This window comes from Yersinia sp. LJYL362 (assembly GCF_048323875.1).
Map to the genome: position 1 here is coordinate 1 of NZ_JBLWEX010000185.1, position 14,075 is coordinate 14,075.

Here is a 14,075-nt window from a genome sequence, read left to right on the forward strand (position 1 = left end):
TGGCAAAAACCTCAGCTTCATACAGCATAGTATTAATATGCTGGGGCTGCGTCAGATCTTGTGAATGGCTGCCTCGGGGGGTAAAGGCCACAGACAGGCATTCAGAGATGCTTTCGATAACCAATGAACCATCTTCGCCCTGAATCTCACTGGGAATATCGGATTGGCTCACTTTTGAATGGATAATCACCACATCAAAATCACCATAATTTAGACAAACCGTCCCATGCGCATCAACACCACTCGGTAATAAACTCGCGCTTGCCAGTACGGATTTAGGCTCTCCCCATAATGCCAAAGCACTTGCCAGGCAGTAGTAACCGATATCCATGATAGAGCCATTTGAAAATGCTGGATTAAAGGTATTAGGATTTTCGCCATTCAGATAGCGCTGGTAGCGTGAAGAATATTGGCAGTAATTGATGAAAGCTTTACGCAATTTCCCCACACGTGGCAGAGACTGCTTTAGCTGAGTAAAATTAGGCAGATAGGCTGTTTTAAATGCTTCGAATAATACCACTTCATGCTCGCGAGCACAGGCAACCAAATCTTCAACTTCTGCAAAATTAGAGGCCAATGACTTTTCACAAATAACGTGTTTTTTATGGCTGAGGAACAATTTGGCTTGGGAGTAATGCAAGGCGTTTGGGCTGGCGATATACACTGCATCAATCTGATCGCTTGCCGCCATGGCTTCAAGATCATCAAAGCATTCAGTAACGTTATAATTATCACCAAACTCTTTAGCTTGCTCCAATTTACGCGAGTAAACGGCGGCCAGTTTCATTTTGCCACTTTCGTGGGCAGCATCAACAAAGCGCGCGGTGATCCAATTGGTACCAATAACAGCGAAGCGAATCATAGTGAACTCCATTCCTACAGAAGAAAAACACATTGAACCGCCCCGTAAGTAACGGATTGGTTTATTAAAGGCTAGTAAATAGTGCCAAACAGATCCAAGTGTGTCAGATAAAGGCGCGTATCAAACTCTAATTGATGATATTGCGGTTCCATATGACAGCACAAACTATAGAATGCTTTGTTGTGATCTTTCTCTTTCAAATGTGCTAATTCATGCACCACAATCATTTTCAAAAAGGCTTCAGGGGCATTTTTAAATACCGTAGCGACTCGGATTTCTGCCTTGGCTTTTAATTTACCCCCTTGCACTCGGGAGATAGCGGTGTGCAGCCCTAGCGCATGTTTCATCACCTGGATTTTACTGTCATAGGCTACTTTACTGAGTGGTTGAGCATTACGCAGATATTGATTCTTTAAATCAACCGTATATTGATACAGCATTTTATCTGTATTGTAATCATGAGGTTGCGGATAGCGTTGCCGTAATACACTTCCCAACCGTTGTTCACTGATAAGTTGCTGTACCTGGGATTGTAAGTGTTCTGGATAACCTTGCAGATAGGTGAGTTCCTGCATATATATGTGCTCTGGCTGCCAATGGTTTTGTGTATCTTGAGGGTGATAATAGCGTTTTCCGATGGGTTAGACAAAACCGGTGAATCTTTGCTGAAGGAAAGATACCTGCAATAAATTTGCAGGTATCTTTTGTTGCTATCAGAAAGCGTATTTTATGCCAACCAAGGCATTAGTATCGCTGGTATTATAATTTCCAATCTGATGATTGATATTTGCCCAAGCATGCAAGCGCTGGTCAATTTTACTTTCTACGCCAATTTTGAATTCAGCACTGTTTTTGCTGCTATTCTCAACACCTTGCCCTGAAAATTGTGTGCCGGTATTGTGATTTTGGTGAAGCCAGTTAATAGCAATAAATGGCATGAATTGTTGTTCTGAGTTATTGGTGGTTTGCAGGTATGTTTTGGCACCAATACGCGTTATCAATTGGCCTCTATTCGTATAATTGATGATGTCTTTATTAGTCGCAGTATGAGTTTGAGCATTTATGCCTACCCAGGTAATTTTTGCATTGGGCTGGATGAAGTAACTCAATTGCTCAGTACTACCAATATTAAAGGTATAACCGCTTTCTATTGAGCTGGTGAAACCGGAAGATTTATATTTTTCCTCTGCCAGCTCTTGACCGTTAACGGCATTATTAAACCAGCTATATTGCGCCAAGGTATCAATGTAGAGCCCAGTCTTATTTTGCTGATCGGTTAGCCAGGTTGCATATACACCAAGGTTATAGCCATTAACGGAACCATTAGAGTAATAACCTGTAATGTTAGATTTGCTATGGTTAGTTGCTTTACCCATTCCGGCCAACATACCGATTCGTCCGCTGCCTTGGGTGCCAACATCCCACTTAGCAACATCGCCGCCAAGCTGAACCGAGTAGTATTTCCCTTTGATATTCAGTTGGTCAACGGTTTTACCAAACTGCTTTATTCCGCCCTGAGTCTGTATCCACATACTGGAGGTGCGCCATTCTCCGGTCGCTGCATCTTTATATTTATAGTTCCCAGAGCGATTGTCTAAATCAGAGGTGAATAAATTTCTCGCCATTGAGAGATTGGCAATATAACTGCCATTTTCAGGCCGATAAACGGGCTGATAGGTTTTTGGGGGAATATTTTCGTTTACAGTTTTGTTCAGTGGTACTGCAATGCTTTCTCTTAACGGATTTTCTTGCTCCTCAGAACCTTTAACCTCTGGCCGTGGATTCATATTTTCGTTCTTTTCTTGTGATGCATCACTGATCATATACCAGTTTTGGTTACGGTCACCCTCACTACCACGTCTGAGAAAATATTCATATGCACCGGCGACATTACGACCATCTTGTGTAAAGTCACCATCAGATAGACCTCTGACTTCGATTAATAGAATACCTAAATCAGTTTTCGCACCTTGGCCGCCTAAATTATTAATTTTAACCTTGGTATGGCCCGATGTATTGCCTTTAACCAGCATACTGTCAGTTTCAGAGTCATCCCCCTCTAGCTTGCTATTGAAAGTCAGGGTACCGCCTTCGCTGGAGTAATCTCCGTTAATGGCTAATTTATTTCCTACCTGGCCACTATTTAAATGGATCTGGCTATTTTCTGAAATATTAAGTGCAGCAACACTTGAATCTCCAGCCATACGCCATATACTTTGCCCATCAATAGTCATACGAACACCGTTCACTTTTGTATTGAGTGTACTATTAGATAATATTAGTTCAGCATCGGACTTACTTATAATTGGGCTAGAATAAAAATATGTTTCTTGTATTTGTAATATACCTGCTTGTATATTAGTTTGGCCTTGGTATGTATATGCGCCATTTCGTAATGTGAGTGTTTCTGCAGGACTGTCTATGGTCAATGAGCCATCGCCATCCATATGTGAATATACTGTTATTATGCCACCTGTGTCTTTGAAAATAATATCGCCATTATTCGTAATATTATAGTTTTTGCCTTTTAATACTGAGCCAGGCAAAAATACGGTTTTGCCATTTAGTGTTACATCACTCATGTCTAATTCTAAGGTACCTTCAACTGTGGTATCTGATAGCGTTGGTTTGTCATCTCCTATAACGACTAATTCTCCTCCTTTTCTTATATGCGTTTTTTCCATAATTCCACTACCACCGAGATTGGCTATGCCATGCATTCCAACAGTGGTCTCTTTGGCTTTTCCGGTGTCGTATACCCTCATTTTTATAGTTGTCCTTGGGATTACTGGCTGCTGCTTATTTTCCTCTTCAGTTAAACCGACAAAAGTTTTTGAAGCAGTTGCATTTTCTCCTACCAACATAGTACCCTTACGAATGGTAGTGGTATAAGCTTGACTTTCGTCATTTAATGCAAAGAATGCCCATTTATCATCGGTATCAACTAGAGTATTGAAAGCTTCGGCGTTATCCCTGAGCTGTAATGAACCTGAGCCATTGAGGACAGAATTCACCGCTTTTTGCTTCAATCTTAGTTGTATCTTTTCATAATCTACTGATCCTTCATGAGTGGGAGCTCTGTCTGCAATTACATTTGTAGATGTACTCCCTAATTGATTTTCAGATTCATTTTTGACTGTTTCTGCGGCGCTAACCTCTGGTTGAGCAGCAAACAATATATTAGAGAATACAGCTTGGCCGAGTTGATCAATCTCAGTAAAAATATTATTTACTTCTGCGGATACAACATCTTCAACGACTTTATTTGGAGTCGTTACATCTTCATGTTTTGTCAATTTCTTATTCTTGTGGGGATTATTTTTTTGCAGGGAATCTAATTGTATTTGCAGTTGATTTTTCTCGCGTAATTCTTTCTTATTCAGGAATTCTTTATCATTTAACTTATCAATATTTTGTTGCAAAGCCTTTATTTGTGCCGTTCTTAGAATTTCTGCTTCGGCTTTTTCTTTCACTGTTGGCAGGGCCATGAGTAAATTAGTTAAAAGTAATGGCGCTATTTCCGACTGAGTAGCCGTTGCAATCACTCTGTGTATTGTTGGCTGTGTTTCTGTTAAATGTTTTATAAATTCTGGTATGCCTTCTGCTATTTCCACCACTTCGGCAACGTTTATGTCGATACCGATAATTTCACGCTGACCTTTTTTAGACGGTTGTGCAGATGGTGTGGGATTTGTTGATGGGGACGGTGGCAGTTGAGGGTTGAGCAGCAGCCACTGAGTATTCTGTTCCTCTATCTGTCTCTCCAGATCCCACTTCTTATTTTCCAGGTCGCTCACTTCTTGTAGTTTAAGTGATTGAATGTAATTGGAAGTATGTTGATCAAGTTTTTTACGTACCTCCGCAAGCTCTGTTCTCAAATACAGATCGTGATTTTGCATCATAAGGATCTGCTGCTGTATCCAGGGGTCTTCTGTATTTTCAATTTCCTGTATAGGCGTTTTTTTTACAGCATCAACATTGCCCCACGCGGCGGTGCTACTCAGAATAAGTAACAAGGCACCAATGGCTTTGGCGCATGGAGATAGGCGATGATTTGAAGATATCTTCCGGGTAAGGGGATGACCATCCGGTTGAGTAAGATTTGATATATACATTATTGATTTACCTTCCTGGTAATTAATATTAAAACTTTATGAATGACATAAAATATAACGTTTAGTCCAAAAATTGATTTTTGATATAAAATAATTACAGATACAATTAAATGATTTATTATTTAATTGGTTTTGTGAATGACTAATAATATATAATTAATAACCTATTGAGATTCGCCTGACGGGAAATTCTATGTTGATCCAACAGAACTTGAATCAACTGCTAATGAATTAGCATGAAAGCAAGGTTTTTTAATGATTGGTATCGGGTTAAAATACAGGCTTCATTAAGCATTTTTGAGGCGTTTGTTAGCCTGTTTTCCCAGCCATGCCTTAAGTATCTCCCCCTTTTGGCCGGCCTTGGTTTCGATAAAACGGCATTTAAGTAAAAAAACATTTTACTGAGCGCCCGTTTTAGGGGATAAACAGCCCAAATTTGTTATTTCTAATAGAAGCCAGGAGCGGTGATGAGCCAAGTCTTACTGGGGACACAAAGCTTTGAGCTTGAGCGTTTCCCCCCACAAGAAAATTCCAATACCTTACAGGCATGGGAAGCAGCAGATGAATATCTGCTACAAAACATTGACTTAAACCAAATTGATGGCCGTCCGGTGCTGGTGTTTAACGATCAGTTCGGTACGCTGACCTGTGCTTTACATGCTTATCGCCCGTTTAGTGTCAGCGACTCTTATATGAGCCAACTGGCTACTGCGCATAATTTACGTTTAAACCATCTGGATGAAGACGCTGTCACATTGCTGAGCAGTATGGATGCTTTGCCTGAGGCCCCTAAGCTGGTGGTGATTAAGATCCCTAAAGCTTTGGCATTGTTGGAGCATCAATTGCGTGCTTTGCGTCGTGTCGTTGCGCCAGACACGGTGATTATTGCCGGGGCGAAATCTCGTGATGTGCATAATTCAACCCTGCAATTGTTCGAGAAAATTCTCGGGCCGACCAAAACCACGCTGGCATGGAAAAAAGCACGCCTGATTCACTGCGAAGTGGCCGATATTCCTCTAGCTGAGGATGCGCCGGAAACGATCGATTGGCCGCTGGCAAATACCGAATATGTCATCCATAACCATGCGAACGTTTTCTCTCGCAATAATTTGGATATCGGTGCGCGCTTCTTTATGGAAATTCTGCCCTATGATGTTGAGGGTAAAATAGCCGATCTGGGTTGCGGTAATGGGGTAGTAGGTTTAATCGCGTTGGAGCAAAACCCGCTGGCAGAAATGTTATTCGTCGATGAGTCATACATGGCGGTGGCATCCAGTGAGCTGAATGTGACCTATAACCGCCCGCAAGATTTGCCGCGTTGTGAATTTATGGTGAGTCATGGTTTGGCTGGTGTTGAGCGCGAGAGCTTACAGTTGGTGTTATGTAACCCGCCATTCCATCAACAACACGCCGTCAGTGACCATGTGGCCTGGCAGATGTTCTGTGATGCCAAACGCTGTCTGAAAGTGGGCGGCGAACTGATGATTGTCGGTAACCGTCATCTGGATTATTTCCACAAACTAAAACGGTTATTTGGTAACTGCGAGACGCTGGATTCCAATCAGAAGTTTATGGTGCTCAAGGCAGTGAAGACGGCCTCATCGCGCTCTGAGGGTGGTGGGTCGGGTAGCCTCGACATGTCGTACAGCGATTTCTAATCGTAGAATCACAGGCGGCTTCTACCTCCTGTGATTCTACTGACAAAGTCAAATGAAGGGGAAACGTGCCGTTGGGGCCGTAACGGCGTAAGCCGTCGGAGTGCCCCGAGGTGCGGTCAACCCTTCACTCACTAAGCTATAATTAACCTCGCTCCTATTTAGCTAACTTCATGCTTATATCGCCAACGCCAGTCGTGTTCCTTGATCTATTGCCCGACGGGCATCCAGTTCGGCAGCGATATCAGCACCACCAATTAAATGCACCGTTTTTCCCATTTCCAGCAAGGGTTGATGCAACTCCCGACGCGGCTCCTGACCGGCACAAATAATAATGGTATCGACAGGCAGGCAACTGGCTTGTTCTGCTCGAATGATATGTAAGCCCTCATCATCAATACTTTCGTAGCTGACACTGTTGAGCATTTTCACTCCGCGCATAGCCAGGCTGGTACGATGTATCCAACCGGTTGTTTTCCCTAATCCTTCACCCACTTTACTGGTTTTTCGTTGTAACAGAAAAATCTGCCGTGGTGATAGATGGACTTTTCCCCCGGTGGGAGATAAACCGCCGCGATGGGCCAAATCCTGATCAATGCCCCATTCTTGGCTGAATGCGCGGCTATCCAGGCTGCTGGAATCACCCGATTGGCTGAGATATTCGGCAGTATCAAACCCAATCCCACCCGCGCCAATAATAGCCACTCGCTCGCCCACCGGTTTTTTATCACGCAAAACATCCAGATAGGTGAGTACTTTGGGATGCTCAATACCTTTGATAGCAGGTAACCGTGGCTGAATACCGCAGGCAAGAATCACTTCATCAAAATCAGCCAGTTGCTCCGGCTGAACTGGAGTATTCAACTGTTGAATAACACCATGAAGCACTAATTGACGGCGGAAATAACGCAGAGTTTCGTAGAACTCCTCTTTGCCGGGGATCTGTTTGGCAATATTAAACTGGCCGCCAATATCGGTTGCTGCATCAAAGAGTGTGACTTGATGGCCACGGCTGGCGGCGGTGACGGCAAAAGCTAATCCGGCTGGGCCAGAACCGACGACGGCAAGCCGTTTTGGCACTTCTGTCGTTAATACGGGCATTTCGGTTTCACGGCAGGCGCGAGGGTTGACCAAACACGAAGTCAGCTTGCCGTCAAAAATCTGATCCAGACAGGCCTGATTGCACCCGATACAGGTGTTAATTTCATCAGCCCTGTCCTGAGCGGCTTTTTGCACAAAAGCTGCATCGGCGAGGAAGGGGCGTGCCATTGATACCATATCTGCACAGCCGTCGGTCAGAACTTGCTCTGCCACTGAGGGGTCATTAATCCGGTTGGTGGTGATCAGCGGAATATTCACTTTTCCCATCAATTTGCGGGTCACCCAACTGAATCCCGCGCGTGGCACCATGGTGGCGATAGTGGGAATTCTGGCTTCATGCCAGCCGATACCGGTGTTAATTAAGGTAGCGCCGGCTTGCTCGACTGCTCGCGCCAACAGTTCTATTTCATCCCAACTGGAGCCATCTTCCACTAAATCGAGCATCGAAAGGCGGTAAATCAAGATAAAATCAGGGCCAGCTGCCGCTCGAACGGCCCGTACGATTTCAACGGCAAAACGCATGCGACGCGTAAAGTCACCGCCCCATTCATCATTGCGCTGATTAGTTCGCGCAGTCAGAAACTGATTAATCAAATACCCTTCAGAGCCCATCACCTCGACGCCGTCATAACCCGCTAGTCTGGCTAACTGCGCGCAGTGGGCGAAGTCGGCAATAGTTTGCAGCACTTCGTCGTGACTCAATTCCTGAGGGGCAAACGGGTTAATCGGAGCTTGTAATGCTGAGGGGGCGACTGGCTGTTTTTGATAGCTATAACGGCCCGCATGCAAAATTTGTAGCGCGATTTTACCGCCGGCACGATGCACCGCATCAGTCACAATTTGATGGTGTGGCACTTGTGTGGCGTCATTTAGCACCGATGCACCTTGATACACGACGCCTTTTTTATTGGGCGCAATACCACCCGTGACAATCAGGCCGACGCCTCCCGCAGCGCGCTCAGCATAGAATGCGGCCAAGCGTTGTGGGCCATCAGGCAACTCTTCCAGCCCGGTATGCATCGAACCCATTAATACGCGATTTTTCAGGGTGGTGAAACCAAGGTCTAAGGGGGCGAGCAGGTGAGGGTAAGCTAACATTGCAGTCTCCATTATTGTTATTCCTCTCCGTTACAGCTGCTTTCGGCAAGTGGTCGGATGAGATTTTTTATTCAAATTTAGACGGTGCAATGCAACTTGGGAAATCACAATGTGCTGATTGTGATAGCCGTCATGAATATGACTGCATTTTATTCAATGAGGGCCACTGAAGATTTTCTCTTTAGTCGGCCCATCAGCCGCTTGCCGTATAGACCGATAATTAGCCCACTAATAATGAATACCATCGCGATGATTTTCCCAGCGGGAATACTTTCATTAAAAATTATCACTGAGCCTAGCATGCCGAAAATCGGCACTAACAGGGATAACGGCGCGACGACCGAAACAGGGTATTTGGTGAGCAATGAATTCCACACCCAATAGGCGAATAATGTATTCGGATAAACCTGAAACAAAATAGAAAATAGTGTGGTTGTATTAAAATGTATGACTAATTCAGTAAATCCACTTGGCCCATTAAAGAGATAACTCAGTATGAATAGTGGAATAGGGGAGAATAAACTCGACCACACCAAAAATGAAAATACCTGCTTAGTATCGGATTTTTTAATAATAATGCTGACTAACCCCCAAACTACCGCGCCGCATAATACCAAAGACAGGCCAATAAATGTCACGGAACCGTCACTGATAAATATGATACTGGTTAGCCCTAATAGGGCGACGACAATACCTATATATTGATATTTCGATAGATTCTCGTGAAATAAGAATGCGCCAAGAACCATAGTAAAAAAAGCACCAAATTGCAGCACTAAAGAGGCGATTCCAGCAGATACGCCGGCTTTGATACCCAGATTGACAATGCCCCAGAGACCGATGCCAAATAAGAGTCCGTAACCTATTATATAACGCCATGAAGTATCTGGTTTCTTAATGAAAAAGACTGCTGGCAACGCGAAAAGAGTGAAGCGAATACCCGCTAAAATAAGCGGATCTGTGGTAATTAGACCAAGTTTTATAATAGAAAAATTTACGCCCCAGATGGCAGTGATCAATAGAGCAATTAAAAAATCAGTGAGTTTCACACAACCTGCCTATATTTGTTGGGGTTAATTAATTTGAGTAGACAGATATCACTGTGGCAGTTTCCACGGCGAGTATCAATAATTGTTCGAGAACATGAAAATATTTCCAGGACAGCGGTATCGCAGCCCACGATACCGCTCAGGGAGAAGAATTAAGATTGGCGTTTATATAAACCCGCGACCATAAAACAGCTAAATGAGCTAAATAGCATCTCAATCCCCACCAAGGTGGTGACCATGGTGATTGACATCAACGGCCCGGCACTGACCAGTAAATAGGTAATAACCAGGTCCAATATCCCCAGTAAAATATGCAGCCATGCACCCGGTAATCCCCACGTTCTGTAGCCGGTTATCAGCCGCATGACCCCACCGAAGGCAAACAGCACCCCCAGCACTATCGCCAGACTTATCATTCCCACCGCAGGGTTGGTAATGAATACATAGCCCATTACGATATATGCCACACCCAGTAATATACCGGTGACCATCGGCCAAAGGTTATTAGTGCGGTTGGCTATCATCCCAACTATCATTGCGATCCCGCTGAGCAACAGCAGAATACCGATAATCATACTCAGGGCAGCTCCGGAAGCTAATGGGTTAATCAGACAAAAAATCCCACCGAGCAGCAGTAATATGGCAATGACTCGCATGATAAGACGTTGTTTCTTTAAGGTTCCTTCATCAATACTCAGAAGGTATTTCCGATCTATATTCAGCATAACGATTACTCCTGTATGGTCTGAACTCAGTTATAGATAACTAACATGAGTATAGGTCGAACAATAGATACATAAATAAAATTTATGATATTCAATTGATTATATATGTGGAATCTTTCTTGTACGTCAGATGTAAAAACAGGATTGCAACGGCACTTATTGTCGCACCAAGCATACAAACACCTGACCATCCAGCATGGGAAAATACCCAAGTTGTAGCGATAGCCCCGATGGCACTGCCAATCGAGTAGAACAGCATATAACCCGCGACCAAACGGCTTTGGGCATCAGGTCGTAGTGCAAATATGATGCTCTGATTGGTGACATGCACCGCTTGTACGGCAAAATCCAATATCACTACGCCGATAACTAACCACCACAGTGAGTGGGGTAAAAATGCGATAGGAAGCCAGGAAAACAGCAGCAGAGCCAAGGCAATCTGTGTTGTTTTCGCTCCCAGCCCTCGATCGGCACGTTGCCCAGCGTGGCTTGCGGCTAATGCCCCCGCAACACCTGCCAGCCCAAATAATCCCACCTGGCTATGAGACAAAGCATAGTCTGGGCTGCTCAGTGGTAACACCATTGCGGTCCATAGCACACTAAAAGCCATAAATATCAACAATGCGAGGGTGGCTCGTATACGAAGCTCACGCTCATTGATGAACAACTCGCACAGCGAAAGCAGCAGTTGCCGATAGGATGACGGAGCTGATTTAGTTGCGGGCGGCATCATGAAATAGAGCGCTATCGCCATCAATAACATCATGGCAGCGGAACAAAAATAGACTGAACGCCAACCGGCAAAATCGGCCATTGCACCAGAAATAAAGCGCGCCAACAGGATCCCCAAAACAATTCCGCTGGTGACTTTACCCACCACTTTTCCTCTTTGTTGCTCGAGGGCCAGGGTTGCGGCAAAGGCGACCACCACCTGCACCACAACGGCCATTAGCCCGATAACCAGCATGGCCATCAGTAGCAGTGAAAAAGTGGGGGCAAAGCTTGCCGAGATCAATGCCGCAGCAGACAGCAATAGCTGCCCAATAATTAATTTTCGGCGATCCCAAAGATCACCCAGCGGTACTATGAATATCAGTCCCAGGGCATAACCTGCTTGAGTCAGAGTGACCACCAGACCAATCGTCGATGGGTTAATGTCCAGCTCCCCCGCCATAATGTCCAGTAGGGGCTGAGCAAAATAAACATTGGCAACAGCCATGGCTGATACCATCGCAAAGAGCAGCACCATGATTGAGCTGAGGTGCGGCGTAAAAGCCGTTTTAGGTAATGGCTGGATACGGTTTTTTGCCGATTCTTTTACAGTTGACATAAAATGCCTGATACATAATCTGGTTTCGAATTGAAACCACTTAATTGATTTTTAACAGAGGTGGTTTTAATATGCAACTAGTTTTCCACGCCAGATCGGAGTCAAAGAATGTCTAAAATGAGTGAAGACCAGGCCGAAGTAGAAGAGTGTCCCGTTGCCAGAACACTTGAGATCCTGGGGGATCGTTGGTCGTTGATGATTATTCGTGATGCTTTTGATGGGATCCGCCGCTTTGGCGAGTTTCGTAACAATCTTGGATTGGCGAAAAATATCTTGGCGGCGCGTCTGCGCGACTTAGTGGAACACGGAATTTTGCGGGTGGCTCCTGCCTCTGATGGCAGCGCCTACCATGAATATGTGCTGACTGAGAAGGGGCATCAATTATTTCCGATTATTGTCAGCTTACGCCAATGGGGTGAAGAGCATCTATTTTCAGCGGGCGAGAAACATTCTATTTTAGTTGATAATCTGAGTGGGCAACCTATCAGTAAATTGGCGGTATCTTCCCAGCAAGGTCAGGTTCTGGATGCCCGTGATTGTCATCGGGAAAAAGTGATTAAACGTTAAATAATTCACTATAGAAATAGTTTTGTCCACAGAACCTGAATGATAAAAAGGAGAAATATATTTTCGAAAAGACTGCGCATAAAATTTCTTAATAAATAGAAGCTAGCATGAAAATAATACAATAATCATCCATCCCTAAAACAAACATATTCGTATTTGCAGTGGCACAATTTTTTTCCAGTGCTAACGTTTATTAGCATGTGAAATCATAATAGTGCTCTATTGATATATTTTCTGTGCTAAATAATAATTTTAATTTCTATAGTTATTTGATTTCACTGATTTTTAATTGAATGTTTATATCAATTAGGATAGGGGTAGGAAATGACTAGAAAATCTCTGGATGATTATCACTCAGATTTATTAGACTCTCGCTTTGGCTCTAAAGCGATTCGTAATATTTCAGAAAATAAAGTGTTCCCTAAAGAGGAGATGCGCGAGGATATTGCTTTTCAAATCATCAGTGATGAGCTATTTCTTGATGGTAATGCGCGACAAAACCTCGCGACATTCTGTCAGACGTGGGATGACGATAATGTCCATAAACTGATGGATCTTTCAATAAATAAAAACTGGATTGATAAAGAGGAATATCCGCAATCAGCGGCAATAGATATGCGCTGCGTAAATATGATGGCTGATTTGTGGAATGCCCCAACACCAAAGGGGGCACAAGGGGTAGGGACGAATACCATTGGTTCGTCAGAAGCTTGTATGCTGGGTGGTATGGCCATGAAGTGGCGCTGGCGTAAAAAAATGGCAGCGGCAGGTAAACCCACCAATAAACCTAATTTTGTCTGTGGGCCAGTACAAGTTTGTTGGCATAAATTTGCTCGTTATTGGGATGTGGAAATTCGAGAAATTCCTATGATTCCAGGGCAATTATTTATGGACCCGCAGCGGATGATAGAGGCCTGTGACGAAAATACCATTGGTGTAGTGCCGACTTTTGGTGTGACTTACACCGGCAATTATGAATTACCCAAACCCTTGCATGATGCGCTGGATAAACTGCAAAAAGATACTGGCCTCGATATTGATATGCATATTGATGCGGCGAGTGGCGGCTTTTTAGCTCCCTTTGTTGCGCCGGATATTGAGTGGGACTTCCGCTTGCCACGGGTTAAATCAATCAGCACTTCTGGGCATAAATTCGGACTTGCTCCTTTGGGATGTGGTTGGGTTATTTGGCGTGATGCTGCCGCTTTACCTGAAGAGCTGATATTTAATGTCGATTATCTTGGCGGGCAGGTCGGCACATTTGCTATCAACTTCTCGCGTCCGGCGGGGCAAGTTATTTCCCAATATTATGAATTTATACGCCTAGGGCGTGAAGGTTATACCAAAGTACAAAGCGCCTGCTATCAGGTAGCTGAATTCCTCGCCAAAGAAATAGCCCCGCTTGGGCCTTATGAATTCTATTGCAGCGGCGGCCCATACGAGGGCATTCCAGCGATTTGTTTCCGCATCAAAAAAGGAGCCAAGGCGGGGTATACCCTCTACGACCTCTCCGAGCGTTTAAGATTGCGTGGCTGGCAGGTTCCGGCATTTACCCTTAGTGGCAAAATGTCAG

Annotated in this window: 10 protein-coding genes; 3 read left to right on the forward strand and 7 right to left on the reverse strand. The window is 44.3% G+C overall.

What is annotated here, in order from left to right:
- From ACNSO8_RS09195 to ACNSO8_RS09205, 3 genes are all read right to left on the reverse strand, one after another.
- A partial coding sequence (locus ACNSO8_RS09195) for a Gfo/Idh/MocA family protein (protein ID WP_418394428.1) occupies window positions 1-862 on the reverse strand: 862 nt, incomplete at its 3' end.
- 71 nt (window positions 863-933) lie between these two features.
- Window positions 934-1,437, reverse strand: a complete 504-nt coding sequence (locus tag ACNSO8_RS09200) for a M48 family metallopeptidase (protein ID WP_019080011.1) — start codon at window positions 1,435-1,437, stop codon at window positions 934-936.
- Between the two features lie 138 nt (window positions 1,438-1,575).
- The gene (locus ACNSO8_RS09205; RefSeq protein WP_418394429.1) at window positions 1,576-4,977 is read right to left on the reverse strand and encodes an autotransporter outer membrane beta-barrel domain-containing protein; all 3,402 of its coding nucleotides are present in this window, start codon (window positions 4,975-4,977) and stop codon (window positions 1,576-1,578) included.
- Between the two features lie 467 nt (window positions 4,978-5,444).
- On the opposite strand from ACNSO8_RS09205, the gene rlmG reads away from it, so the two are divergent.
- Entirely contained in the window at window positions 5,445-6,635 is a 1,191-nt protein-coding gene (gene rlmG, locus ACNSO8_RS09210; protein ID WP_019080009.1) for a 23S rRNA (guanine(1835)-N(2))-methyltransferase RlmG, read from the forward strand.
- 174 nt (window positions 6,636-6,809) lie between these two features.
- On the opposite strand, the gene ACNSO8_RS09215 is transcribed toward rlmG, so the two are convergent.
- The 4 genes from ACNSO8_RS09215 to ACNSO8_RS09230 all read right to left on the reverse strand — a co-directional run bounded on the left by ACNSO8_RS09215 (window position 6,810) and on the right by ACNSO8_RS09230 (window position 11,935).
- Window positions 6,810-8,831: an FAD-dependent oxidoreductase gene (locus ACNSO8_RS09215; protein ID WP_408561456.1), complete on the reverse strand. Its 2,022-nt coding sequence runs from the start codon at window positions 8,829-8,831 to the stop codon at window positions 6,810-6,812.
- A 149-nt stretch (window positions 8,832-8,980) separates the two neighbouring features.
- Window positions 8,981-9,880 carry an EamA family transporter gene (locus ACNSO8_RS09220; protein WP_418394430.1) on the reverse strand — a complete coding sequence of 300 codons (900 nt, stop codon included), beginning with the start codon at window positions 9,878-9,880 and terminating at the stop codon, window positions 8,981-8,983.
- 152 nt (window positions 9,881-10,032) lie between these two features.
- A complete protein-coding gene (locus tag ACNSO8_RS09225) occupies window positions 10,033-10,605 on the reverse strand; it encodes an HdeD family acid-resistance protein (protein WP_019080007.1) in 573 nt (190 codons plus the stop codon).
- A gap of 91 nt (window positions 10,606-10,696) precedes the next feature.
- On the reverse strand, window positions 10,697-11,935 hold the full coding sequence (locus ACNSO8_RS09230; RefSeq protein WP_418394431.1) for an MFS transporter: 1,239 nt from the start codon (window positions 11,933-11,935) through the stop codon (window positions 10,697-10,699).
- Window positions 11,936-12,043: 108 nt separating this feature from the next.
- Here ACNSO8_RS09230 and ACNSO8_RS09235 point away from each other — a divergent pair, with 108 nt between their 5' ends.
- Window positions 12,044-12,502, forward strand: a complete 459-nt coding sequence (locus ACNSO8_RS09235; RefSeq protein WP_019080005.1) for a winged helix-turn-helix transcriptional regulator — start codon at window positions 12,044-12,046, stop codon at window positions 12,500-12,502.
- Between the two features lie 324 nt (window positions 12,503-12,826).
- Window positions 12,827-14,075 (forward strand): glutamate decarboxylase (locus ACNSO8_RS09240; RefSeq protein ID WP_418394432.1); only part of this gene is annotated, 1,249 nt, incomplete at its 3' end.

Coding starts and splice junctions, on each gene's coding strand:
- ACNSO8_RS09200 (WP_019080011.1), bottom strand. CDS start 1,437: ATGCAGGAACTCACCTATCTGCAAGGTTATCCAGAACACTTACAATCC.
- ACNSO8_RS09205 (WP_418394429.1), bottom strand. CDS start 4,977: ATGTATATATCAAATCTTACTCAACCGGATGGTCATCCCCTTACCCGG.
- rlmG (WP_019080009.1), top strand. CDS start 5,445: ATGAGCCAAGTCTTACTGGGGACACAAAGCTTTGAGCTTGAGCGTTTC.
- ACNSO8_RS09215 (WP_408561456.1), bottom strand. CDS start 8,831: ATGTTAGCTTACCCTCACCTGCTCGCCCCCTTAGACCTTGGTTTCACC.
- ACNSO8_RS09225 (WP_019080007.1), bottom strand. CDS start 10,605: ATGCTGAATATAGATCGGAAATACCTTCTGAGTATTGATGAAGGAACC.
- ACNSO8_RS09230 (WP_418394431.1), bottom strand. CDS start 11,935: ATGTCAACTGTAAAAGAATCGGCAAAAAACCGTATCCAGCCATTACCT.
- ACNSO8_RS09235 (WP_019080005.1), top strand. CDS start 12,044: ATGTCTAAAATGAGTGAAGACCAGGCCGAAGTAGAAGAGTGTCCCGTT.